We start from the raw sequence: 24,242 nt of genomic DNA, 5'->3' as shown, positions 1-24,242 counted from the left end.
TAGAAGCAGAGAGGGCGTTTCACATGAAAGTTATTAATGCACCAACGACAGCTCAGGTGGAAGAGTTACATGGGCTATGGGGACAATTTCAAGACGAAATATTACCATGTTATCTTTCTACATCTTATTTAAGACAATTAGGAAACACTGATATTTTTCACTTGCCAGATTTGGATGTCAAGGATCAGGCTGACATCATTGAAATGACGATTGCGCTTCAGACGATTATCCATCTGCTGGATGCTTCCTCAAATAAGCAGGAAAAATATGGCTATCTGTTTGAATCTAATAAAAAGATACTCACCAAACACGGAGTTTCCTTTCCTTTTGAAGCACGGTTATTCGAACTTCCTGAAAAAAATTATCGCCGCTACCACTAAGATGCTTGTAATTCTCTTTGTAATTAAATAGGATAAAAGTAAAGAAGAGCGGAGGTTTAGCCATGTCTACACCATTTTCAATGGAATGGAAAATGATTACGGAAGGCCAGGAAAAACGGATCAATGCAGAGGATAATATATTTGAGATCACTTTCGAGGGTTATAAAATATTTCCCATGGAGGAAATAATCGAAATCAAGCGCCATCCGGATGCGGATTTGATCGGAAGCGGGAAAGTTGTCGAATTGATTTTCAAAAATCAACAGACTACTTGCAAATATCAACTAATTTCGCTATATAGTGTCAATTAACGGATCTCCGTATAGCGAAAGACGTCTGTTTTTGCGCTTGCCCGGGAAATACTTTGCTGAATTAGTTCCCTTTGTCCCAACAAGATTCAAAGAATTGCCACATTCCCTACGTTTGTTATGAAGATATTCACCTTATACTTTAAGTAGCTACATGAATATTTTCAATAGGGGGAAGATAACATGCTCAGCAGTGTTTTGTTTGGTTTAATTCTAAGTGGTTTTATAGCCTTGATCATTACAGCAGATTTGGTATCAGAATAAAAGTGAATGAAGCGGGAAATCCTATCCATTCTCCAGGTTGCATTTACCTGGAGAATTTTTTTGTTAAATTGATAGGTTTTGTTATTATTTTTATAGAGTTGTGAAAGGAAGGGTGAGGGATATGAAGATATTACATAACGATTGGGCGCCACTGCTGGAGCAGGAGTTTGAAAAAAAATACTACCAGAAGCTACGGGAGTTTCTGAAAAAGGAATACCACCATCATACCGTTTACCCGGACATGCATGAGATTTATCAGGCTCTGCATACAACATCCTATCAAAATACAAAAGTAGTCATTTTAGGACAAGATCCATATCATGGGCCAGATCAAGCACATGGTTTCAGTTTTTCAGTTAAGCCGGGGATTGATATACCGCCGTCTTTAAAAAATATATATAAAGAACTGGAAGCTGATGTAGGGTTTGAAATTCCTAATCATGGCTATTTAAAGCCGTGGGCCGAGCAAGGGGTATTATTATTGAATAATGTGCTGACTGTCAGGGCACATCAGGCACACTCCCATCAGGGAGCAGGCTGGGAAACATTCACCGATGAAGTCATTGAGGTGTTGAATGAAAGAGAAAAGCCAGTAGTATTCATGCTGTGGGGAAAACATGCGCAGAAGAAGGCTTCGTTTGTCGATCGCGGCCGTCACTATGTGATTCAATCCCCACATCCCAGTCCATTATCGGCGTATCGAGGATTTTTCGGCAGTCGCCCATTTTCAAAAGCTAATCGTTTCCTGGAGGAAATAGGCGAGTCGCCGATCGATTGGGAGCTGCCACATCACGTAACAAGGGCTTAAGCCCATGCAAACTCAGCAAGTGCACATATACTATCCTATGACGAGACAATGAGTACGGAGGGATAGATATGTTTCCACCTGCAAGACCTCCGATGGGAGGAAGACCACCAGGGTTTGGCGGGCAATCGCCTTTCCAAATCGGTTCGTATGGGAATCAATTCGGAATGGGTAATCAGTTCAGGGGAATGCCGCAAAAGCAAGGATTCCTATCCAAACTTTTAGCTAAAAGAGGAGCAGGTGCTGCAGCGCATGGAGGCTTTGGAGCCGTCCAGGGGGGCGGTACTGATTTTGCTTCTATGCTTGGGAACGCACAGCAAGTACTGAAAGTCGCCCAGAGTGCTGCACCGATGATCCAGCAATATGGACCGATGGTAAAAAACATACCAACATTGATCAATCTATGGAAAATCATGCGGGAGCCTGATGAAGAAACAGAAACACAGGCAGAAAGCTCTCTGAGTTCTCCGGACAGGATGGAATCAAGAGTGAGCAGCAATCGGGAAAGCAATAGGAGGCGCGAGGAATCTTCCAGTGCGTTACGTTCTAATAAAGTTTCTCGTTCTAATCAAGGCACATCACAGCCCAAATTATATATTTGAGCTGTGCATGTGACTTGATTTTTTTTCCTAAAACCGAAAGAATAAGGGAAATACGTGTTATATTCACACTTTCTTCTTGGAGGTTTTAAATATGTCTGAACAGAATTTGAAAAAAGCTACCTTTGCTGGCGGCTGTTTCTGGTGCATGGTCGAGCCATTTGATGAACGACCGGGTATAGAGAAGGTGGTTTCCGGATATACGGGCGGCCATACAGAGAACCCTTCCTATGAAGATGTTTTTACGAAAGATACAGGGCACGTGGAAGCGGTAGAGATCACATACAATCCTGAAATTTTTTCTTACGAGCGGTTGGTCGAAATATTTTGGCAGCAGATCGACCCTACCGATCCAGGAGGACAGTTCAACGACCGGGGGGAACATTACACAACTGCCATATTTTACCATGACGAAGAACAGAAGCAAATAGCTGAAAGCAGTAAGCGAACTCTTGAGGAAAGTGGCAAATTTAAAGATCCGATTGTAACCAAAATACTGCCAGCTAAACCTTTCTACCCTGCTGAAGAAGCCCATCAGGACTACTATAAAAAACAGTCGTTTCATTATAACCTGTATAAAAAAGGTTCCGGCCGAGCTGATTTCATCAAAGAGAACTGGGGTTATAAAAAGGACAAGGATGAACTGAAGCATCAGCTGACGGATATGCAGTATTTTGTCACCCAGGAAAATGGTACAGAACCGCCGTTCCGTAATGAATACAACGATAACGAGGAAGAGGGCATTTATGTAGATATCGTATCCGGGGAACCATTATTTAGTTCTACGGATAAATACGATGCCGGCTGCGGATGGCCAAGCTTTACCAAACCGATCGAAAAACAGCAAGTGGCCGAAAATACCGATACTTCCCACGGGATGATCAGGACCGAGGTCCGGAGTCAGGAAGGGGACTCCCATCTGGGACATGTTTTTGAAGACGGTCCGAGAGATAAAGGCGGCCTGCGCTACTGCATCAATTCAGCAGCACTTAAATTCGTACCTAAGGAGAAGATGGAAGAAGAAGGGTATGGATATCTCCGTTATTTGTTTGATTAATGTCACCTTAGATAACCTGAGATATTAAATGGATTTAATGTGACTATGTAGCACTTAGACGACACATGTGGAGTGTGTGAGCTGGTTGGAGAAAAAAGAGCGATGTATTTCTTCAACTATAAGTAAGTCGAAATACTTTATGTTGATTAAGCAGGAAGCTCACCTAAGAGCTCCTGCTTTTTAACATGGGAAGGGATTCAACTTTGATTGGAGAATTGAATAAGGATAGTGATTGATATTACTTACACGAAAAAAATGTACTCATGAAAAAAGTAATGGAGATCATCTCACTTTTAGCAGACAGGACAATAACTTTTGGATACTGGAAAATTACGGAAGGAACAAGAAGAAAACGTATTGATGCTTTATAAAAAAATCAATCAATTATGAGTTATCCATGTTACATAAGCGGATAAAAGATTCAATAAGAGATAGATTAATATAGTTAGGAAAAAATATGAAAATACTGAATGGTGCTTAAAATGTTTTTAGAATTCTGAAAATATAAAGTTACGTATTAAAGTGATTTCTTTTATATGTTCATCCTTGGTTAATGATTTATGAAGAAGCACCAGAACCGTCCGGGGCGTCTCGGTGTGTCTGAATTGTGACAGAAGAAAGTGGAGGGGTAATCAAATGAGAAAAATCAAAGTTGGCTTAGTTGGATATGGCTTTTCAGGTGCTACATTCCATGCGCCATTTCTTAGTGTATTAAAGGAATATGAGTTGACGAAAGTTGTTAGTTCTAAAAAGAAAGAGGTTCAAAAGGATTTAGGAAATGTAGTTGTAGTAGGTAGCTTAGAAGAGGTTCTTGAAGATCAAACGACTGATTTAGTCATTATTACAACACCAAGCGGTATGCACTTTGAAATGGCAAAACAAAGCTTAATGGCCGGAAAGCATGTAATATTGGAGAAACCGATGGTTGTTAAAACTTGGGAGGCAGAGGAACTAATTAAAATTGCCTCAGAAAAAAATCTGCTTTTAAGCGTCTATCATAATAGAAGATGGGATAATGACTTCTTAACAGTCAAAAAGCTAGTAAATGATGGTGTGTTGGGAGAAATTAATACTTATCAGGTTCATTATGATCGATACAGACCGAAAGTAAGAGATCGTTGGAGAGAAAAACAAGGCCCTGGCTCGGGCATACTATATGATTTAGGCTCTCATCTTATAGATCAAGCCTTACATCTTTTTGGCTGGCCACAATTCGTATCAGCCGATGTATTTGCCCAAAGAGAAAAAGCGGAAACGGATGATTATTTCCATATTACTTTAGGATACGATAAGCTACGAGTTATTTTACATTCTGGCTCAATTGTTCCAGAGAGTGGACCGCGTTTTCAGGTGCATGGAACAAAAGGAAGCTTTATTAAATATGGCCTTGATGGACAGGAATCTGCACTTATAGCTGGCAAAAAGCCGACCGATTATACGTGGGGAGCAGATGATCCACAATTTTATGGAGAACTTCATACAGTAGATGGGGAAGAAGTAAAGCAAGAGTTGATTGAAACATTAAATGGCTCCTATACAACTTATTATGAAAAATTTGCTGAAAGTGTTTTGGAGGGGAAATGTCTTCCTGTTACAGCATATGAAGGGTTATCCGTTATTAAAATTATTGAGGCTGCCTTTCAAAGTAGTAAAGAAAAGAAAGTAATTCTAGTATAAAGATAGCCCAGAGTTTACCTCTGGGCTTTTTGTGTTCTACTATTGTGTGATCATCCATATGGTTGGACTATTTGCTTTTAATGCAACTTAAATTGTCTATCGTCTGCTTCGGCTCCTGGTTCCAGTCGTCTGATTCGAGTTCTCATTAATCCAGCTGGTTTTTCTTTCTGGACCTGAGTCTTCACTTTGTGTCAAATCCACATTTTCAAGTGGGTCTCTGTTATGGTTTGTTTCATTATTTACTATGTTGTTAGGATACATTGACTTATTTTCTGTTTTGTTGGTCAGGAAGGTACGGTAGACTTTTTCTTCATTCTTTTCGTCCGCTTCAACCAGTACAATCGTCTTTCCATCTTTTAAATATTGTTCATACTGTTTTGCTTCTGCTTCCGGCATACCAGCTCCTACCATGGCTCCGACGATCCCTCCACCGCCGGCACCGATGCCTGCGCCAGATAGTGCTGCTGCGATCGGACCAGCCGCTGCAATTTGACCGATTCCTGGGATAGCCAACAGACCAAGACCTGTTATTAAACCGGCAATGCCGCCGAGGACACCGCCCGAAGCTGCTCCGATTCCGGCACCCTTACCAGCGTTTTTACCCCTGCCGCCTTTATTGGATGTAACGGTGGTATCTGTTTCATCTTCCAGCACATTAACCTTGTTTTTATCCTGGGCAAAGACAGAAATGTCATTACCGCTATAACCATGATTCTGTAAATCTCTGATTGCTCGTTCTGCGTCTCCCACGTGAGTGAATACGCCTCCAATGAGCTTTTTATCCATAATCAGCATCATCCTCCTTTGAATTTGTACACATTACCCCATACCCCGTTAACAAAAATTGTATGCATCACGGCTCGTTTTCCTTTTCGTAAAAACTTTAATTAATAAGGGTAATATTGAAGAATAATAAACGGTAATTCCTGTTTCTACAAAGTTAACTGAGGTTAGAAACCAACCGATCAGTGGTATGAGTGATGGTAAATGAAAAATTGTGCCAGCAGTAAGGAGAGAAAATGAATGTGGACGAAACACCCCTTTTTCAAATATATAACCGGTTTAATATTAATTCTAATCAGTATTTTCTTTTTGAAGGTTCTTGGATTCTTTGAACCAGTCAAAGTAGTAATAGAGAGCGTGTTTTATCCGATATTGATCGCTGGATTTCTCTATTTCATTTTGCGGCCGTTCGTAAGATTCTTTTCCAAGTATAAATATGTGCCGAATAGCTTAGCGGTGGTAATTGTTTTTGCAGGGATAGCTGGTCTTATTTATACTGCCTATTTAATTATGGCTGAGACACTGCAACAACAAATTTCCAATATCACGAATAAATTACCGGAAGATCTGAAGAAATCTGCAGAAAAAACAGAACAGGCGATTGAAGAAAACGATATGGGGATGATTTCTATAAGCAGCCTCAGACAAAAAGCTACCAGCTTTTCGGGAGACATGGTTCAGACTGTAGGTGAAAATTTGCCGGAAGTCTTAAGCGCTATTACCAGTGCAGCCACTGTGCTTATCGTAGTTCCCTTCGTATTGTTTTATTTTTTGAAAGATGATCATCGTTTTATTCCATTTATGTTAAGACTCATCCCTGAAAAGCATGATCAGGAAGGTCAAAAGATATTAAAAAATATCAGCCAGACATTGTCCGCCTATATTATTGGTCAAATCACAGTGGCAGTAGTCGATGGAGTATTGATGTATATCGGTTATTTAATCATCGGTCTTGATTATGCTCTGGTACTGTCCATATTTGTAACACTTACCGCTGTCGTTCCATTTTTTGGTCCAATCATCGGTATACTGCCATCTCTTATCGTTGCACTGACACAAGAACCTTCCATGGTCGTATATGTACTGATTACCATGGCAATTGTCCAGCAAATGGAAAGCAGTCTGGTTGCCCCGGTGGTGCTCGGAAATCGTTTGGATGTTCATCCTTTGACCATTATTTTCCTTTTGATAACTGCGGCGTCATTATATGGATTTATAGGGATGCTAATCGCTATTCCTCTATATGCTGTTGTTAAAGTTACCATTAAAAATTTGTACTCCTTTTTCAGACTTAGAAAAGTCGTTTAGTTATTTTTGGTGTTTATATTCTGTTAAATTTCAGTGTTAAATTTTCATCCTTAAGCTTCCTTAGGCTCACTTTTGGAGAAGTAGGAACTAAAAGTAGTTAACTTTTGCTGTAGTGGTACGAAGAGTTATGGAAAGGATATGATAGAATTGGGCTGAAGGAGTTAATGCTATGTTTAAATCTCGTTCATGGAAATTATTATTATCTTTTTTGATCTCCATAGCAGGTGGAGGCGTTTTTCTTTATCTTCATTTTCCTTTGCCCTGGATTCTGGGACCGGTGGCTTTTCTACTGATATACAAGGTAACGACAAAGAAAGCAACCGCAGCTTCTTTAAAACTGAGGAATTTGAGTTTCGGGTTTTTAGGCATACAAATAGGAAATACATTTACTGCCGATACTTTTACGAGTGTCACGCCTTATTTGATCCCTTATAGTATTTTTACTTTATTATTGATTGCTATCAGTTTATTAAATGCTTATATTATTTCCAGATACATTGAAATTGACGCGAAGACAAGTATGCTGGGCAGTGTGCCGGGTGGATTATCAGCCATGCTGGCATTGAGCGATTCATTAAGAGGAAATACGGTCCTTGTGACGATTTTGCATACGATTAGATTAGTTACTGTCTTATTCGCGATACCTTTTATGGCTACTCATTTTTTTGCCAGTGATAAATCACAAGAAGCAGCTTACGCCTCGTCTCATATACAAGGGGAGTGGTACACCCTCTTATTCTACGTGGCGGCATTCCTTTTAGGGTTCTTGCTTCAAAAACGAATTCCAGCCTCATTAGTCATCGTACCAATGCTGATCACCGGGGGGATTCAGTCTTTGGGGATGCCATTATTTGAGCTTCCCGGGGTTATTTTCATATTTGCCCAGCTGAGTCTCGGCGTCTACCTTGGTAATTCTGTTTCCATTACAGATGTTATCCGGGCAGGGCGGTACTGTTTTTATTATTTTGCCCTGGCTTTATTTGTAATCCTGGTATCTTTCGGTTTAGGCTACTTATTAACTCTATGGACAGGGATGGAGCTCTCGACTGCAATCTTAAGTATTGCCCCAGGAGGTTTGATCGAGATGGCTTTGACAGCGGATGAAGCAGGAGGAGATCCTTCCATTGTAAGTTCGCTCCAAATGATTCGGTTATTGATGATCGTTTTACTATTGCCGTTCATCTTACAATGGCTTCTTCCTAAGGTGGAAAGAAAAGAGGCTTCTGCCAGCAGCTCTTAGTTGACGTTATCTTGAATGTGAGATACCATTATCTTGATACTGAGATAAATGAAGATCAATCAACAATGATAGATACTTAAGAAGGAGGCAATCCAAATGAAGATGAAGCATATTTTCCGGGAAGGAAAAACGGATAATAAAAATGTATTATTGCTCTTACATGGTACAGGAGGAACCGAGCAGGATCTTTTGCCGATCGCTAATATGATCGACCCTGATGCATCCATCCTCTCTGTTCGTGGTAATGTATCAGAAAATGGTATGCCGCGCTTTTTCAAACGATTGCGTGAAGGTGTATTTGACGAAGAAGATTTGATTAACCGGACGAAAGAATTGGATGAGTTTTTAGATGAAGCTGCTGAAGCTTATGGGTTTGACCGTGAGCATGTGATAGCAGCTGGCTATTCCAATGGAGCGAATATCGCCGGCAGCTTATTATTCCACATCGAAAACAGTTTGAAAGGAGCGATGCTCTTTCATGCGATGGTTCCAAGGAGAAATGTGGAGCTTCCAGATTTGACAGGCAAGCAGCTGTTCATAGGAGCGGGAGAGAACGATCCGATTTGTCCACCTGAAGAAACGAAGGAACTGAAAGAGATGTTGGAAAACGCCGGTGCTGCTGTAGAGGTCTTTTGGGAGAGATATGGGCACCAACTTACCGAAGCAGAAGTACAGGAAGCAAAAAAATGGTATGATAAAACTCAGAAATGAAGTTAGGAGACTGTCTCAATTTGATGAGACAGTCTCTTTTTACGGCAGAAAGGTGGTTTTTGTCATGCAAACAGCATTTGTTCCATTTGAACAGGATAAATTGTTTGAAGCGGTTTTCCTTGAACGGCCTAATCGTTTCATTTTACATTGTAGGTTAAAAGAAAATGGGCAAACCATTCGGGTACACCTCCCTGACCCGGGCAGGTTAACTGGTTTATTACGAGAAGGAGCCGCCATTATTGTCAGACACCATAATGATCCGACCAGGAAAACAGCCTGGTCGGCGGTAATGATTGAAGATAAGAACACGAATACCATGGTTTCTTTAAACACACAGCTTGCCAATCAATTAGTTGAAAAAGCGTTACAAAATGGAGTAATTCCCTCATTAAAAAACTATAAGATACTAAAAAGAGAATATACAATAAGCCCTTCACGGTTCGATTTCTTCCTTGATAATGGAAGCAGGAAATTGATATTGGAGGTTAAAAGCGTCACGATGAGAGAGGATACGTATGGTAAATTTCCGGATGCTGTTACCAAGCGGGGCAAAAAGCATGTCGAGGAACTGGCGCAGATACGGCAGGAGGGAGAAATGGACACAGCCATATTATTTGTCGCTCAGCGGAATGACGTAACAGCCATTACAACTGCAGATGAAATTGACCCGGCATTCAGTGCCGCTGTGAAACAAGCGGTGGTTCATGGAGTGACAGTCCTTGGCAGCAAATGTACAGTCGACAGGACAGGAATCAAATATGACCAGGAAATTCCTTTTCATAATGTAACGAATAACAGTTGAGTGTGGCAACCTAAAACGATATCATAGAAAAATAAACTGGAAAAAGGATGGGGTAACATGATCCATAAAAACTGGGAAACAAGCAAAACGATCAAGCAAATTGAGTGTGTGCATAATGATGCTGAAAAGTTCGTTGTAGATAAAGTTCTTACACCTGGTAAAGTCTACGATGTGAAAAATGAAACAGAGGAATTTTATTTCATTCTTGATAATACCGGAAGAATCGGTGGCTTCTATAAAGATTATTTCAAAGAAATCAGCTAAGTATGGACTCAACGAACGAAGCTGAATTCAACCTATAAAAAGCTGGACAGCATTTGCTGTCTAGCTTTTTGGTTTGACATTTTTCCAGACATTAATAGTAAATAATATAACACTGATCATCACCAGGCTTGCTCCTACAGCAGTACCTGCTCCTAATGCTTCATTCTTTGTGACAATCATGACTGCGAGTGAGCCCATCATGATCGGCAGTCCAAGATTATGAAGCCAAAAGTGCCATTTGCCAAGTCTTGATTTCTCTGCGTTTGGAAATAAATAATAAACGATACCAGCCAAAGTCAATGCCGTCCAGCCTAGCAAGTTGATGTGGACATGAACAGGAGAAAGCGCATAAATATGAGAAATAGACATACCATAACCAAGCGCTACCCCTATCAAAAAATAAATGGTTGAAATCTTTATCAATTTTATTCCCATTCAATCCCTCCTTTTCTCCTATTTATATGAGCCTATCGAACTGTTTAGAAATATTCTTTCTGTCACAGATGATGTTTCATAGTTACAACAGGTGGGCAATAAAAGGAAGAGGCGTAGCAAGTCATCTTGCCATAGGGGCTATATTCGTCCATAATGGAGGTAACCCTTAATACGAGGAGATGGTCGTAGGTGAAGAAATTATATCTAATCCGCCATAGTGCGACAGAAGGCCAGCACCATGATTCCCCCCTGACTAAAAAAGGTATCAGGCAATCACAGGCACTTGCTCATTTTCTGAATCAGTCTGCCCCTGAGATTGACAGGGTAATATCCAGTCCTTTTTTTCGTGCTGTTGAAACCATCAAACCTTTCGCAGCCCCAAAAGGGTTGACGATAGAAATAGACGACCGTCTCCAGGAACGGATTTTAAGTAAGGAACCTTTAGATGATTTTCTCGATTACTTAGAAAAAACTTTTGAAGATTTGGATTTTAAAATGCCGGGGGGAGAGTCCTCCAACGAAGCTAAATCCCGCGTCCTTCACTTGCTGGAGGAAATAGAGCGGGACGAAAATCACCAGGGCATCGCTCTCATTACACATGGAAACTTGATGGCTTTGTTATTGCAGTCGTTTGATGTAGAAATTGGCTTCGAACAGTGGAAGGAAATTAGTAATCCGGATGTCTTCCTTGTCCAAAAACAAGGAGGAGATTATACCGTAGAACGGATTTGGAAAGACCATCTTGCTCATCCGCAAAACACAGAATGATTATTTTTCTGTCAAATTAGCAGGAATTAATTAAGAGGGTATCTAATAGATATTATAGGGAGTGACATTCATCACATCCTAGTAAATAACAAATAGAAACTTTACTAACATAAAAGGAGGAGATTCACTTGGCTTTTGTTATTACTTCGCCATGTAAAGACGAAAAAGCGGCTGAATGCGTGGATGTTTGTCCAGTCGATTGCATAGAAGAAGGAGAAGATATGTTTTATATCGATCCAAACATTTGCATCGATTGCGGCGCCTGCGAGGCTGTCTGCCCGGTAGAAGCCATCTATATGGAAGATGAAGTACCGGAAGAAGAGAAGGACTATATCGAAATCAATCGAAAGTTCTTTGATAAATAAACAAATATAAGTAATGATAGACTGCTTATAACCGCAATTGATACATTGGTAAAGGAAGCGCATAAAAGAGCGAAATCCATTTGGGTTTCGTTCTTTTCTTTTTGTTAAAAATATTCCGGTGAAATGAATACCTGTGGTTGGAACAGGGTATCAGATTAGACAGAGGCTATATTACCGAAGGAGGATGTAAGGATGAATGAAGTGAAAAATAAGACAGCAATCGTAACTGGTGCAAGCAGTGGCATCGGCCAGGCAATTGCCATGCATTTAGCGGATGCAGGAGCTAACATTGTGCTTGCTGCGAGAAGAAAAGAACGGATGGATGCAATCGCCTTGAAAATCCAGCAAAAGCATTCGGTTCATATAAAAGTTGTGGAGACAGATGTTACTAAACAGGAAGATGTAGAAAAACTGGTGGCGGAAGCTAAAGAGGCCTTCGGCAGTGTAGATATATTTGTAAACAACGCTGGTGTCATGCTGTTATCATTTCTTAAGAATGATCATGTGGATGAATGGGAGCAAATGGTGGATGTCAACATTAAGGGTGTACTATTCGGTGTCCATGCTTCCCTGCCAACCATGCTTGAGCAAGGCAGCGGACACATAATAAACGTTTCATCGGTAGCTGGACATGAAGTGTTTCCTGCAAGTTCCGTTTACAGTGCAACCAAGTTCGCTGTACGTGCGCTTTCTATGGGAATGGAAAAAGAGTTATCGAAATCGGGAGTACGCGTGACGAATATATCACCAGGGGCTGTTTCCACTGAATTGACTGATCACATTACGGACGAAGAAGTAAAAGAAAACTTCAAGAACAGAAAGACAGAGCCGTTAGAACCGGAGGATATTGCCCGGGCAGTCACTTACGCTGTATCACAGCCTGATTATGTCAATGTCAACGAAGTAGTCGTCCGGCCATCACAAGGTAACAAGTAAGCCATTCATTTTCTATTCCTTGCGTCTGGTTTCTGATAGAGTAATAAAAGGATAGCTGCTGTCATGTAAACAGCGGCTATCCTTTTATTTGAAAATTTTTATAGCCTTTTTCTTTATTTTCTGTAGTAATATCCATATGGTCGACTTTTGCATAGGGACTAGGCCCGTTTTGAATGTCTTCAATAAAACGATCCAGGTTCTGCTTGTCTCCTTCTGCTTCTATCTCAACTGTACCATCGGTATTATTTTTGACCCAGCCATTGATATTATGTTCAGCTGCTACTTGTTGTGCAGAAAATCTGAATCCGACCCCTTGTACTCGTCCGTGTACGATAATGTGTGCTGACGCCACTGTTTACCCCCTCCTTGCTTTTCTATTTCTCATTCTTTCTATCATAACTTTAGCAAATTTTCAAAAACCTGCCTACTGAAACAATTCTTTATAATAGTTTCTCGCCTCTTGTTCGGTTCTAAATAATACATGATTGTCATCCAACTTACAATAACTATTCTGTAACCATATCGTTTTTGTGTCGGGCAAAGAAGGAGATTGAATAATTTTCCCTGATGTGACTTCCCAATTTCCCGGGTTATGTATATCCTTCATAATGACAAAGACGTCAGTACCATCTTTAGTTTCGTGGGGGTCGAGCATATAATCCATAGGTATACCTCCTGTATGACAAAAATAGTTTATTTTCCTAGTGTGTTTCGTTACCCTGTAAATATGTAATGGGTAAAAGGAGGGGAATAGGCCAATGAAAGAAATTGATATCTCTTCTCTGAAGGGTTTCCGGATAGGCCATGCGGATAATAAGACAGCAGCAACTGGGTGCTCAGTCGTTTTGTGTGAACACGGAGCTGTGGGCGGAGTGGATGTCCGTGGTGGCGCACCAGGCACCCGTGAAACGGATCTCTTACGTCCGGAAAACCTCGTGGAAAATGTCCATGCTGTGTTTTTAGCAGGGGGGAGTGCGTACGGACTTGCTGCCGGGTCAGGGGTGATGGAGTTTTTGGAAGAAAAGGATATAGGGTTCGAGACAGGGGCAGGCAAAGTCCCAATCGTTCCTGGCGCTATTCTCTTCGATCTTCATGTTGGAGATAACAGCAGACGACCTGATCTCCAAATGGGTTATGAAGCATGCAAGAATGCCTATCAAACGCAAGGAATAATGGAAGGGAACGCCGGGGCCGGTACAGGTGCCTCGATTGGAAAAATATTGGGTCCTGACCATGCGATGAAAAGCGGCCTGGGGAGTTATGCCATTCAAGCTGCTGATGTACAAATAGGTGCTATGGTGGCAGTTAACAGTTTCGGTGATATTGTTTCGCCCCACGATGGAAAGCGGATGGCAGGGGTTTATGATAAAGAACGTTTAACACTACTTTCTACCGAAAATATATTATTAGAACAGATCATGGCTGGAAAGGCTGACAGGTTTTCCGGCAATACTTCGATCGGTGTCATTATGACTAACGCAAAACTGTCAAAGTCACAGGCAAATAAGATCGCAGCAATTGCACATGACGGATTCGCAAGGACAATGAGGCCGTCTCATACGCTTGTTGACGGAGATACTATATTTGTCCTGTCTACAGGCGAGGTGGAAGCGGATGTTAATACGATTGGAATGCTTGCTGCGAAAGTCATCGAGCATGCTGTGATACGGGGAGTCACTACAGCTGAAACAGCTTATGGAATGATGAGTCATCAGGAATTTTGGCTAAGGAGGAAGAATCAACATGATTAACTATCTGTTTGTCTATGGAACATTGCGAAAAAACCAGCCGAACGCTTTTCATCTGGAAAAGGCTGAGCTGATTTCAGAGCAGGCTAGTACGACTGGCAAACTATATGAAGGTCCAAGTTATTATCCAGTATTAGTGGATGAGGAAGCAATTGTCTACGGTGAGCTATATAAAGTGACGGACAACATAATGGAGGCCATTGACGAACTGGAGGGTTTTCAAGGAGACGGCAAAGAAAATTTATACGATCGGAAAATCAGGGAAATAAAGACAGACCAGGGGGATTTCCAGTCCTACGTTTATTATCTATCACCGGACAGAAAAGAAATGGCAGTAGCTGAAATTGAATACGGAGACTGGAAAGTACATGAATTGCTGAAACAGGATGAAGTAGTTTATTTTGCCTTTGGTTCTTGCATGGATGCAGAACGGTTCAAACTGGCAGGGATTGATCATTATTTCCATCAAAAACTTGGACGTGGCGTCCTTAATGGGTACCGTCTTTTATTCTCTCTCCATCTTCATGACGGCGGCAGGGCGGATATTATCGAAGCAGATGACAATGTCGAAGGAGTGTTATACCAGGTCCCTCTTGATGCAGTCGACTATTTGTTCAAAAGGGAAGGGGTCAATGCTGGTCATTATCGCCCCACGATCGTAGATGTGCAGTTGGGTGATAAGCTTTTAAAGAATGTGCTCACCTTTTATGTTCTGGAGAAAAAGCAAGAGCTCACTCCGCCTTTTCATTACGCCGAGGAAATTCATAGAGGGGCATCATCTTATCTATCAAACGACTATATGCAGCGCCTTGAAGGGCTATTTGGCGAGAAATTCGAAGTAGAAGGGTTCAAAGAATATATCGCCAGTCAAAAAAAGAAATAAGCAACAACGCTTAAGTGCAGGGAACACTACCCATAAAGCTTAGCTCCTGCTACAATATATAACAAGAATAAGGAATAGAGAAATTATTTGCCGGATATAAAGGAGTCCCGTACATGAATGTAACTACAAAAAGCAGTCAGCTTACGAAAGAAGCACAATCGTTAAGTGGGTTATATCATGAATTGAATAGACAAGGTAATGACTGGCAAGCGGAAAAAGTGCTTGATTTGATCGATAAATGGGAGCGGCAGCAGGTGATGATCGGTTTTGCCGGGCATTTTTCTGCTGGTAAATCGACCATGATCAATACCCTGCTGGAAGAAGAGATACTTCCCTCCAGCCCAATACCGACGAGTGCTAATGTCGTAAAACTTCAGTCGGGGGATGATTATACACGTGTGTTTTACCGGGATGATCGTCCAGCCCAATATGAAGGAAAACCCGATATGGAAACAATCCAGTCACTTTGTAAGGATGGGGACGAAATCGTTTCTTTAGAAATAAGTCAGAAGGATGCCAAACTTTCTTCCCATGTCACGATGATTGATACCCCGGGCGTGGATTCTACCAATGACGCGGACAGGGTAATAACGGAATCTTCCCTTCATTTAATGGATTACATGTATTATGTCATGGATTATAATCATGTCCAATCAGAAGTGAATCTGACCTTTTTACAGGAAATGCAGAAAAAAGGTCTTCCTTTTTCCATTATCGTTAACCAGGTTGATAAGCATCAGGAAAGTGAATTATCCTTCCCTGAATTTCAAACCAGTGTCAGTGAGGCGCTTGAAAACTGGCAGTTGACCCCTGATAAGATCTTTTATACCACATTGATGGCACCTGAGTTGGCGATTAATGAGCTGTCCATGTTAAAAAGCCATTTAACAACAGTGACGGAAATATCTGCAGAAGAACGGGAAGCAAGTATAACCAGGAGCGCATCCCTGATCTTAGAGGATAGTGTCGACGAAGTTGCTTCAGACTTTGAGGATAAAAAAGTAGAGCTATTAGAGAAAATGGAAGGTTTGCAATCCACGACGCCTGATGAAAAGAGGGAACAGGTTCAAAGTGAAATCCAGCGCTTAGAGAATCGTGAAGAAGAAGCGGAAGCACTTTATGAGGAACGGGTATTATCTCTGTTCAAAAATGCTTATTTGATGCCGACAACATTAAGAGAAGATGCTGAACGTTACCTCGAGTCTATGCAGCCTGGCTTCAAAGTCGGATTGATGTTCACGAAGAAGAAAACAGAAGAAGAACGGGAACAAAGGAAAGAGACGTTCTATAACCACCTGATGAAAATAGTGGAAAAAAATCTTCGCTGGCCATTACGCGATCGCCTATTAGAAGTAGTGGAAGCTTATCCTGTCACAGGTTCACAGGTTACCGAACGTATTCAAAACTTAGACGCCGATTATCCAAAACAGGCACTAGAAGATTTGATCGACTCAGGGGCGAAGGTGACCAATACCTATGTGCTGGTATACACGGATAAGGTGGCAGATGATGTGAAGCGGACCTATAAATCCTATGTTAAGGGAATATGGGAGGAGATCAAGCAGGCAATCCGGGATGATGCCAGCCAGAAAATCCAAGGCTATGATGATGTGAAACAATCCTTCGGCCAACTGGAACAGTACCAAAAGGAATTGGAAGGTATAGAACATACGATTGAAAGCTATCGAGCTGGATTGTGGCACGCCTTTACCGAAAAGACGCCTGAATCCGGACTACACCAACAAATCCAGGTACTATTAAAAGAAAGAGAGGAAAACATCCGCTTTCTTGATGCCTGGGATCCTGATGAACAAAAGAATCATCAGGAGGAGGCTGTACACCAGCCGGATGATGTCGAATTACCCGAACAAGATCACATAGACAAGAATGCGACATTACGAGTTATTGACCAGGTGATTGAAACAGTCGAAGGAACACCTGGATTTAAAGAGTTGACACTTCAGCTTGATGAAAAGGGGAGTCGCTTGAAGCAGCAAGAGTTCACAGTGGCGTTATTTGGGGCCTTCAGCGCTGGAAAGTCCTCGTTCGCTAATGCTTTGATCAAGGAAAAATTATTGCCGGTTTCACCAAATCCAACGACCGCTACAATCAATAAGATCGCGCCCCCAAATGAGAAATATGAGCATGGAAGTATTATCGTAAAGATGAAAACAGAAGCTCAAATGATAGAGGATCTGACTTCCATCACAAGTTTCCTCGGTATGGAAGAACGGGAGTTGCCAGCAGTATTGGATCAGCTGGCAGAAGTAAAAAGTAACGAGTTTATACAACTTGCCCACAAGCAGCGTTCGTTTGTGGAAGCGGTACTGGATGGGTATAAGGAAGCTTCTGATAACCTGGGAGCACAATTGAAGATTGGGTTAGATGAGTTTCCCGCTTATGTTGCCGATGAGAAGAAGTCCTGTTTTGTGGAATGGATGCAGGTGCATTATGACTGTCCATTGACCCGGAAAGGAATTACACTCGTAGATACGCCGGGTGCTGATTCTGTCAATGCCAGACATACAGATGTTGCTTTTGAATATATTCGCAGTGCAGATGCTGTGCTATTTATCACCTATTATAATCATCCATTCTCAAAAGCGGATGAAAGCTTTCTGACCCAGCTGGGGCGCGTCAAAGACGCATTCAGTATGGATAAAATGTTCTTTCTTATTAATGCGGCCGATCTGGCACGTTCAGAGAAAGAACTGGCTGGTGTTCTTGAATATATGAAAGAACAATTGCTGCGTTTTCAGATCAGAAATCCGCAAATCTTTCCAGTATCCAGTCTCTATGCCTTGCGCGAGGATTTGGATGAAGAAGAAATAATTGCTGAAGCAAGGGATGGCTTCCCGGAATTTGAAAAGCGTTTCTATACCTTCATTGAAAAAGAGCTGCCGCAAGTACTGATCCGTTCTATCCACCATGATTTTGCCCGTACGAAAAGCCGGATGGAAGCAATCATTGCCGATGCGAGCCTCAATCAGGAAGCACGGCAGAAGAAAGTAGAAAGAAATAAAGCAGAAAAATCTTCGATGCTGGACACGCTGGCCGTTTTCAACTACCGTCAGTATGAAACGATGATTACTCAAAAAATAGAAAAACAAGTATATTACATCCATCAGCGACTCTTACTAAATTTCAATGATTACTTTAAACATCATTTTAATCCAGCAACCATAAAAGGGAGCGGAAAAGAAGCTAAAACCCAGCTGGAAATGGCGTCAGAAGCATTGGAGCAGGAAGTGACCTATGAATTCAATCAGGAATTGCGGGCTGTATCCCTGAGAATAGAGGCATTCCTCAATGACTCCTTGCTGCAAATGAATCAGGATTTGGAGCGTCACTTGCAGGAAATACGTGATAAATTTGAATTAGGTGATATGGATTCAAAAAACCTTGAACATCCAGCATTTGACTTCCAGATTGCCTTTGATGCGGAACAGACAAAAGCTATTTTGCAGAAATTTAAAGGGACCAAAAAGTTTTTCGAGCAGAACGAAAAAGAGCTGGTGAAGGAAGATTTGAAAGAAGCTGTCGACCCAATCATTAAAGCCCAGCTACAACAGGCTGAACAGGATATTCAGGATAAATATAGGAAGCAATGGAAAGAAATCGTTGAGAGATTTGAGACAATAAAAACAGAAGAAATATCCGAATACTACGATGGTTTGAATTATAACCTCGAACATCCAATTGACATCGAAGCCCTTAAAACAAAAAACCAAACACTGGCTCAGTTTGTATAAGAAAAGACGCCTGGAGAATCAGGCGTCTTTTCTATTTACATATTGACTTTTATCTCGCTGTCATCACGCAGTTTCTTTACCAGTTCTTGAATTTGCTCTTGTTCTTTTGTCTGTTTTAATTGTTCCTCCAACTGAGGCTTGGCTTCTTCGAAGGAAGGAATGTCCTGTTCTTGATCTGATTGTTCTGCCTGTTCTTCCATCTGCCCGACCATTTTATCATACTCTTCCTGAAGCTCCTGATCACTGACTTCCGCTTGATCGGTTTGTTCTTCTACATACTTTTCGACCTGCAACTGTTCTTTTATACGAGGTTTAAGTTCATCTTCAGAAGACATGTTATTCACTTTCAGGAATTCCTGCATTTGTTCTTCTGACTCTAATTGGCCTTTAATTTCTTCGTATTGTTTTTCTACTTCCTGATCATCTACGTTAATGCCGGCCTGTTTTGCATATTGAACTAACAGCTCTGAATCTACTAAAGAGTTGACGATGTTTTCCTGTAGTTGTGCTTTATTTTCTTCCACATTCACTCCCATACCTTCATATTGTTGTTTCATGGCATTATACTGGTTGGTGAATTGCTCTTTAGATATTTCCTCTCCGTTGACTACGGCAACCGGATCGGGAACATCATTATTCTCTTCATTGGTAGTATCTTTATTTTCTTCTGTTTGCTCTTCATTTTCTCCTTGGTTGTCATTCTGTGCGTCTTTATCTTCGTCTCCACTGCAGGCAGCAAGAGCAAGGACTAATAGCAGTCCGAGAGCTATCGCCCATACCTTCCTATTCATCTAATCTCTCCTTTGTTTAACATGATGAAAAATATAACAGGAGTTTAGCATAGCAGCATCGGGTTGTAAACAAAGGTGCTGTATGGGGGATGCATAATATATCCAAGATGTGAATAAGTTGATTAAGAAATAGGAGGAGAGGTGAAAGACGTGTACTATTATGGATATCCTGCTCAGGTTTATTACCACCCAGCCCCTTTCAGACAACAGCCAAAGCAGGCGAGAGCCAGAATTCAGGGAGGTCCCTTGGCGGAAGGGATAACAGGGGATGTCTATTTTTACGAACTCCCTTATGGAGTTGAGGTATTTATACAGGTGCAGGGGCTGCCTGAATACCAGCCGGGAGAAGATGGAAAAAAGCAAGTAGGCCCTCACGGCTTTCATATCCATGAGAATGGCAGCTGTCAGATAGGGGATGAAAGTGATCCTTTTCAAGCGGCAGGAGGTCATTGGAATCCGGATAACCAGCCCCATGGCAATCATGCAGGTGATTTTCCTGTTCTTTTTTCTAATGATGGGTTTGCCAGAATGATGTTTTTCACCAATCGTTTTAAAGTGGATGATGTCATCGGCAAGGCAGTCATTATCCATGAAAGTCCGGATGATTACCAGTCCCAGCCAGCAGGAGATGCCGGTAAACGGCTGGCGTGTGGTGTTATTCAGAAAGTGTGAATAAAAAAGGTGGGAATTGCATAAAATGGAAGAAGCGGGGGTGGTAAGGAGTTCAACTTGACTAAAATTTCTTACTATAGTAATATAGGTACATACTTTCATTCTTTAAAAGCTGAAAGTTGTAAATGAATGGAAGCTCTAAAAGTCACCTGTTACAAAGAGTGATCAACGAGTTGTTGGTACTTTTTATAATATGTGATTTTTTATGAAGTCCATATTAATTTTTAAGAAACATTGGAGGACCAAAAGAATGAAAAATGGTACAGTAAAATGGTTTAACGCAGAAAAAGGTTTCGGTTTCATCGAAGTACAAGGTGAAGACGACGTATTCGTACATTTCAGTGCAATCCAGGGTGAAGGCTTCAAGACACTTGAAGAAGGCCAGGCAGTTGAGTTTGAAATTACTGAAGGCAACCGTGGACCACAAGCTGCAAATGTAGTTAAACTATAATAGCAGTACAAACATATGAAGAAAAAGGGACTGGCTTTATGGAAAGTCAGTCTCTTTTACATAGGTTCCCATTTTTCAAAGGAGGTAGGTTAACAATGGCATTCGGAAAGAAAAATCAAGAAGAAGTGATTAAAGAGGAAACAAAGATTTGGGTATGCAACTCAGAGGATTGCAACTGCTGGATGAGAGATAACTTCAAAATAGAAGAAACTCCTACCTGTCCGATTTGCAAAAGTGAAATGAGCAAATCTTCGAAAGTGCTGCAAGTGGTAGATAATAATAGTATTTATTATAAATAAGCTGCAAAAAGCCACGCTGTGCACCAGCGTGGCTTTTTCATACTCCTTTCCTTAGGAGTTTTGCTTACAGTTATATCTTCTTAAGCATAAGAATGATATAATTCTTCTGATATAAATTTTGAAATATGGAGGATTCCTGAATGATTAATGTACAAAACGTCAGTCTTCGGTTCGGTGACCAGAAATTATTCGAAGACGTAAATATAAAATTCACACCTGGCAACTGCTATGGACTGATTGGGGCAAACGGAGCCGGAAAGTCGACCTTTTTAAAAATCTTAAGCGGAGAAATCGAAGCGCAGACAGGGGACGTGTCAATGAAACCTGGTCAGCGGATGGCTGTATTGAAACAGAACCATTTTGAATACGATGACTATGAAGTGCTGCAGGTAGTCATTATGGGGCACACGCGTCTTTATGAGGTAATGGAAGAGAAAAACGCCATCTATATGAAAGCTGATTTCACAGAGGAGGATGGCATCAAGGCGGCTGAACTTGAAGGTGAGTTCGCAGAAATGAATGGTTGGGAAGCAGAATCCGATGCAGCCCGTTTATTGAAAGGGTTGGGCATTGGAGAAGAACTTCATGGTAAATTGCTGAAGGATCTCAGTGGTTCTGAAAAAGTGAAAGTGCTGCTTGCGCAGGCATTATTCGGAAACCCAGATGTTCTCCTGTTGGATGAGCCGACAAACCATCTGGATATCAAAGCAATCCAGTGGCTTGAGGATTTCCTGATCAATTTTGAAAATACGGTTATCGTCGTTTCCCATGATCGACATTTCCTTAATAATGTCTGTACCCATATTGCTGATTTGGACTTCGGTAAAATCCAGATATATGTAGGGAACTATGATTTCTGGTATGAATCCAGTCAACTGGCTCAAAAGATGGCTGCAGAACAGAATAAAAAGAAAGAAGAGAAAATCAATGAATTGAAGGAATTCATTGCAAGGTTCAGTGCGAATGCCTCCAAATCAAAACAGGCGACATCCAGAAAGAAGCTGTTGGAAAAAATCACCTTGGACGATATTCAGCCTTCTTCCAGAAGATATCCTTACATTGCTTTCAACGCTGAGAGGGAAATCGGTAATGATCTTTTAGTGGTAGAAGGACTATCTAAAACGATAGATGGGGAAAAGGTGTTGAATAACGTCAGTTTCACACTTAATAGAAATGATAAAGTAGCATTTGTAGGCAGTAACGAAATTGCGAAAACGACGCTGTTTCAAATTCTCGCCGGAGAAATGGAACCTGACGAAGGCTCTTATAAATGGGGAATTACCACAAGCCAAAGCTACTTCCCAAAAGACAACTCGAAATATTTTGATGGCTGTGATCTATCCCTTGTAGAATGGCTTCGTCAATATTCACCAGAAGATGAAACAGAAACTTTCCTCCGTGGCTTCCTTGGTCGTATGTTGTTTTCAGGAGAAGAAGCTCTGAAAAAGGCAAGTGTCCTTTCCGGGGGCGAAAAAGTAAGGTGTATGCTGTCTAAAATGATGTTGAGTGGTGCCAATGTGCTGATCCTTGATGAACCGACGAACCACCTGGACTTGGAGTCCATTACAGCCTTGAATAATGGTCTCATCAAATTCAAAGGTTCGATATTGTTCTCTTCCCATGACCACCAATTTATCCAAACGATTGCAAACCGTATTATTGAATTGACACCAAATGGTATCGTGGATGAAGAAATGAGTTATGACGAATATATTCAAGATGCAAAAGTAGAACAAAAATTAAAAGCATTACAATAAAGTGAATATTAAAATACAAAATAGTGTTATTGCGATATGGCAATAACACTATTTTTTTGCATAATTCGACATTGTAATCGCTTTATTTGCTGTTGTAATCTTATTGAGATATTAATGTTATTACTGAAATATAAATGTTACTGTTTTGTTCTTAACATTTATTCCTCATATGTTAAATTAGGGTTTGTAAGCAAAATTAATCCAAATTTTTTAAGGAGGTTTTCCTGTGAAGAAAACAGTAGTATCATTAGCAGCCGTAACCACAATCTCTGGTGGGCTAGCAGTACAAGCACAGGCACACGATGGAGAATATGTGGTGAATAAAGGCGACACGCTTTGGGGAATCTCCCAAGAGTATAATCTGACGGTCGAAACATTGAAAGATTTAAATAACCTAAAATCTAATATCATTTATCCTGACGATAAATTGACTGTATCTAACGAACAAGGTACTCCGGCCGTATCAAGTGCCGATTATTATACTGTTAAATCCGGTGACACACTTTGGGGAATTTCTCAAGAGCATGGCGTATCTGTAGACGAGCTTAAGAATTGGAACCAAATCTCTACTACGACAATTTACCCTGGAGATCAACTTAGCTTGAAAGGTGCAGTTGAACAGACGAGCACAAGCAATACAGAAGAACAATCTTCAACAGAAGCAGAACAAACATCTACTAATGAAGATGCAACAGAACAAAGCAGTTCCGAACAAGCTTCCCAATCTATGGAAGGACAAACTATTAACGTGAGTGCCACTGCTTATACAGCAAATTGCACTGGCTGCTCTGGTGTCACTTATACAGGAATCGACTTGAATGCCAACCCCGATAAAAAAGTCATCGCTGTCGATCCGAACGTCATTCCTCTAGGTTCTGAAGTTTATGTAGAAGGTTATGGACGTGCAGTAGCTGGAGACATCGGTGGAGCGATTAAAGGAAATAAGATCGATATCTTCATGCCGGATCGTTCTGATGCACTTGAGTTTGGAGTGCAAAACGTAGAAGTTACGATCCTAGATTAATAGCAATTGCAAGTTTTATAGAAAAAGCCGCCGATCATGGCGGCTTTTTTAATATCATTTTATACCCTCACCTTTTCCTAAAATAAGCAATTTTTAGACAAGTCAGTCAACTGTATTGATAGATAGAAACCTAACATAGTATAATTAGGTTGCGTGTAAGCGG

The 24,242-nt window shown here is 41.0% G+C and carries 27 protein-coding genes; 22 read left to right on the top strand and 5 right to left on the bottom strand.

Annotated elements, in window-relative coordinates:
• Positions 1 to 23 precede the first annotated feature (23 nt).
• From B9Y67_RS17300 to B9Y67_RS17275, 6 genes are all read left to right on the top strand, one after another.
• Positions 24 to 380 carry a DUF5365 family protein gene (locus B9Y67_RS17300; protein ID WP_085508630.1) on the top strand — a complete coding sequence of 119 codons (357 nt, stop codon included), beginning with the start codon at positions 24 to 26 and terminating at the stop codon, positions 378 to 380.
• A gap of 62 nt (positions 381 to 442) precedes the next feature.
• Positions 443 to 691: a DUF2584 family protein gene (locus B9Y67_RS17295; RefSeq protein ID WP_085508629.1), complete on the top strand. Its 249-nt coding sequence runs from the start codon at positions 443 to 445 to the stop codon at positions 689 to 691.
• A gap of 382 nt (positions 692 to 1,073) precedes the next feature.
• Positions 1,074 to 1,760 carry a uracil-DNA glycosylase gene (locus B9Y67_RS17290; RefSeq protein ID WP_085508628.1) on the top strand — a complete coding sequence of 229 codons (687 nt, stop codon included), beginning with the start codon at positions 1,074 to 1,076 and terminating at the stop codon, positions 1,758 to 1,760.
• 68 nt (positions 1,761 to 1,828) lie between these two features.
• Positions 1,829 to 2,359 carry a VrrA/YqfQ family protein gene (vrrA, locus tag B9Y67_RS17285; RefSeq protein ID WP_085508627.1) on the top strand — a complete coding sequence of 177 codons (531 nt, stop codon included), beginning with the start codon at positions 1,829 to 1,831 and terminating at the stop codon, positions 2,357 to 2,359.
• 91 nt (positions 2,360 to 2,450) lie between these two features.
• The gene (gene msrB, locus B9Y67_RS17280) at positions 2,451 to 3,413 is read left to right on the top strand and encodes a peptide-methionine (R)-S-oxide reductase MsrB (RefSeq protein ID WP_085508626.1); all 963 of its coding nucleotides are present in this window, start codon (positions 2,451 to 2,453) and stop codon (positions 3,411 to 3,413) included.
• A gap of 636 nt (positions 3,414 to 4,049) precedes the next feature.
• Positions 4,050 to 5,090: an oxidoreductase gene (locus B9Y67_RS17275; protein ID WP_085508625.1), complete on the top strand. Its 1,041-nt coding sequence runs from the start codon at positions 4,050 to 4,052 to the stop codon at positions 5,088 to 5,090.
• A gap of 96 nt (positions 5,091 to 5,186) precedes the next feature.
• Here the strand turns inward: B9Y67_RS17275 and B9Y67_RS17270 are convergent, their stop codons facing one another.
• Positions 5,187 to 5,876, bottom strand: coding sequence for a general stress protein (locus B9Y67_RS17270; protein WP_085509231.1), 690 nt, complete (start codon positions 5,874 to 5,876; stop codon positions 5,187 to 5,189).
• A gap of 237 nt (positions 5,877 to 6,113) precedes the next feature.
• On the opposite strand from B9Y67_RS17270, the gene B9Y67_RS17265 reads away from it, so the two are divergent.
• The 5 genes from B9Y67_RS17265 to B9Y67_RS17245 all read left to right on the top strand — a co-directional run bounded on the left by B9Y67_RS17265 (position 6,114) and on the right by B9Y67_RS17245 (position 10,198).
• Positions 6,114 to 7,181 carry an AI-2E family transporter gene (locus B9Y67_RS17265; protein WP_085508624.1) on the top strand — a complete coding sequence of 356 codons (1,068 nt, stop codon included), beginning with the start codon at positions 6,114 to 6,116 and terminating at the stop codon, positions 7,179 to 7,181.
• 169 nt (positions 7,182 to 7,350) lie between these two features.
• Positions 7,351 to 8,421: an AbrB family transcriptional regulator gene (locus tag B9Y67_RS17260; protein ID WP_085508623.1), complete on the top strand. Its 1,071-nt coding sequence runs from the start codon at positions 7,351 to 7,353 to the stop codon at positions 8,419 to 8,421.
• Positions 8,422 to 8,523: 102 nt separating this feature from the next.
• The gene (locus tag B9Y67_RS17255; protein ID WP_085509230.1) at positions 8,524 to 9,132 is read left to right on the top strand and encodes an alpha/beta hydrolase; all 609 of its coding nucleotides are present in this window, start codon (positions 8,524 to 8,526) and stop codon (positions 9,130 to 9,132) included.
• 64 nt (positions 9,133 to 9,196) lie between these two features.
• Positions 9,197 to 9,934 (top strand): DNA/RNA nuclease SfsA, encoded by a 738-nt coding sequence (sfsA, locus tag B9Y67_RS17250; protein WP_176224041.1) that lies wholly within the window; start codon positions 9,197 to 9,199, stop codon positions 9,932 to 9,934.
• A gap of 57 nt (positions 9,935 to 9,991) precedes the next feature.
• Positions 9,992 to 10,198, top strand: a complete 207-nt coding sequence (locus tag B9Y67_RS17245; RefSeq protein ID WP_085508621.1) for a DUF6501 family protein — start codon at positions 9,992 to 9,994, stop codon at positions 10,196 to 10,198.
• A gap of 60 nt (positions 10,199 to 10,258) precedes the next feature.
• On the opposite strand, the gene B9Y67_RS17240 is transcribed toward B9Y67_RS17245, so the two are convergent.
• A complete protein-coding gene (locus tag B9Y67_RS17240) occupies positions 10,259 to 10,633 on the bottom strand; it encodes a cbb3-type cytochrome c oxidase subunit I (RefSeq protein ID WP_085508620.1) in 375 nt (124 codons plus the stop codon).
• A gap of 189 nt (positions 10,634 to 10,822) precedes the next feature.
• Here B9Y67_RS17240 and B9Y67_RS17235 point away from each other — a divergent pair, with 189 nt between their 5' ends.
• The 3 genes from B9Y67_RS17235 to B9Y67_RS17225 all read left to right on the top strand — a co-directional run bounded on the left by B9Y67_RS17235 (position 10,823) and on the right by B9Y67_RS17225 (position 12,702).
• Positions 10,823 to 11,401 (top strand): histidine phosphatase family protein, encoded by a 579-nt coding sequence (locus B9Y67_RS17235; RefSeq protein WP_085508619.1) that lies wholly within the window; start codon positions 10,823 to 10,825, stop codon positions 11,399 to 11,401.
• A gap of 128 nt (positions 11,402 to 11,529) precedes the next feature.
• Complete coding sequence (locus B9Y67_RS17230) at positions 11,530 to 11,766, top strand: indolepyruvate ferredoxin oxidoreductase subunit alpha (RefSeq protein WP_085508618.1); 237 nt, start codon at positions 11,530 to 11,532, stop codon at positions 11,764 to 11,766.
• A 192-nt stretch (positions 11,767 to 11,958) separates the two neighbouring features.
• Entirely contained in the window at positions 11,959 to 12,702 is a 744-nt protein-coding gene (locus tag B9Y67_RS17225; protein WP_085508617.1) for an SDR family oxidoreductase, read from the top strand.
• A 76-nt stretch (positions 12,703 to 12,778) separates the two neighbouring features.
• On the opposite strand, the gene B9Y67_RS17220 is transcribed toward B9Y67_RS17225, so the two are convergent.
• The gene (locus B9Y67_RS17220) at positions 12,779 to 13,054 is read right to left on the bottom strand and encodes an acylphosphatase (RefSeq protein WP_085508616.1); all 276 of its coding nucleotides are present in this window, start codon (positions 13,052 to 13,054) and stop codon (positions 12,779 to 12,781) included.
• A gap of 72 nt (positions 13,055 to 13,126) precedes the next feature.
• Positions 13,127 to 13,366, bottom strand: a complete 240-nt coding sequence (locus B9Y67_RS17215) for a transcriptional regulator SplA domain-containing protein (RefSeq protein ID WP_085508615.1) — start codon at positions 13,364 to 13,366, stop codon at positions 13,127 to 13,129.
• 94 nt (positions 13,367 to 13,460) lie between these two features.
• On the opposite strand from B9Y67_RS17215, the gene B9Y67_RS17210 reads away from it, so the two are divergent.
• The 3 genes from B9Y67_RS17210 to B9Y67_RS17200 all read left to right on the top strand — a co-directional run bounded on the left by B9Y67_RS17210 (position 13,461) and on the right by B9Y67_RS17200 (position 19,085).
• Positions 13,461 to 14,453, top strand: a complete 993-nt coding sequence (locus B9Y67_RS17210; RefSeq protein WP_085508614.1) for a P1 family peptidase — start codon at positions 13,461 to 13,463, stop codon at positions 14,451 to 14,453.
• Entirely contained in the window at positions 14,446 to 15,333 is an 888-nt protein-coding gene (locus B9Y67_RS17205; protein WP_085508613.1) for a gamma-glutamylcyclotransferase, read from the top strand. The genes B9Y67_RS17210 and B9Y67_RS17205 overlap by 8 nt, the downstream gene beginning before the upstream one ends.
• A 113-nt stretch (positions 15,334 to 15,446) precedes the next feature.
• Positions 15,447 to 19,085, top strand: a complete 3,639-nt coding sequence (locus B9Y67_RS17200; RefSeq protein ID WP_085508612.1) for a dynamin family protein — start codon at positions 15,447 to 15,449, stop codon at positions 19,083 to 19,085.
• A gap of 35 nt (positions 19,086 to 19,120) precedes the next feature.
• Here B9Y67_RS17200 and B9Y67_RS17195 read toward each other — a convergent pair whose 3' ends face one another.
• On the bottom strand, positions 19,121 to 19,876 hold the full coding sequence (locus tag B9Y67_RS17195) for a SurA N-terminal domain-containing protein (RefSeq protein WP_085508611.1): 756 nt from the start codon (positions 19,874 to 19,876) through the stop codon (positions 19,121 to 19,123).
• 150 nt (positions 19,877 to 20,026) lie between these two features.
• On the opposite strand from B9Y67_RS17195, the gene B9Y67_RS17190 reads away from it, so the two are divergent.
• From B9Y67_RS17190 to B9Y67_RS17170, 5 genes are all read left to right on the top strand, one after another.
• A complete protein-coding gene (locus tag B9Y67_RS17190; protein WP_085509229.1) occupies positions 20,027 to 20,548 on the top strand; it encodes a superoxide dismutase family protein in 522 nt (173 codons plus the stop codon).
• A 250-nt stretch (positions 20,549 to 20,798) separates the two neighbouring features.
• On the top strand, positions 20,799 to 20,999 hold the full coding sequence (locus B9Y67_RS17185; protein ID WP_062446130.1) for a cold-shock protein: 201 nt from the start codon (positions 20,799 to 20,801) through the stop codon (positions 20,997 to 20,999).
• Between the two features lie 95 nt (positions 21,000 to 21,094).
• Positions 21,095 to 21,298 (top strand): cold-shock protein, encoded by a 204-nt coding sequence (locus tag B9Y67_RS17180; RefSeq protein WP_062446128.1) that lies wholly within the window; start codon positions 21,095 to 21,097, stop codon positions 21,296 to 21,298.
• A gap of 140 nt (positions 21,299 to 21,438) precedes the next feature.
• The gene (locus B9Y67_RS17175) at positions 21,439 to 23,055 is read left to right on the top strand and encodes an ABC-F family ATP-binding cassette domain-containing protein (protein ID WP_085508610.1); all 1,617 of its coding nucleotides are present in this window, start codon (positions 21,439 to 21,441) and stop codon (positions 23,053 to 23,055) included.
• Between the two features lie 226 nt (positions 23,056 to 23,281).
• Positions 23,282 to 24,079 (top strand): LysM peptidoglycan-binding and 3D domain-containing protein, encoded by a 798-nt coding sequence (locus tag B9Y67_RS17170; protein ID WP_085508609.1) that lies wholly within the window; start codon positions 23,282 to 23,284, stop codon positions 24,077 to 24,079.
• Positions 24,080 to 24,242 lie beyond the last annotated feature (163 nt).

It is taken from the genome of Thalassobacillus devorans, assembly GCF_900176565.1.
Taxonomy (GTDB): Bacteria; Bacillota; Bacilli; order Bacillales; family Halobacillaceae; genus Thalassobacillus; species Thalassobacillus devorans_A.
The sequence above is the reverse complement of the archived record's forward strand: the minus strand, read 5'-3'. Positions and strand labels throughout refer to the sequence as shown.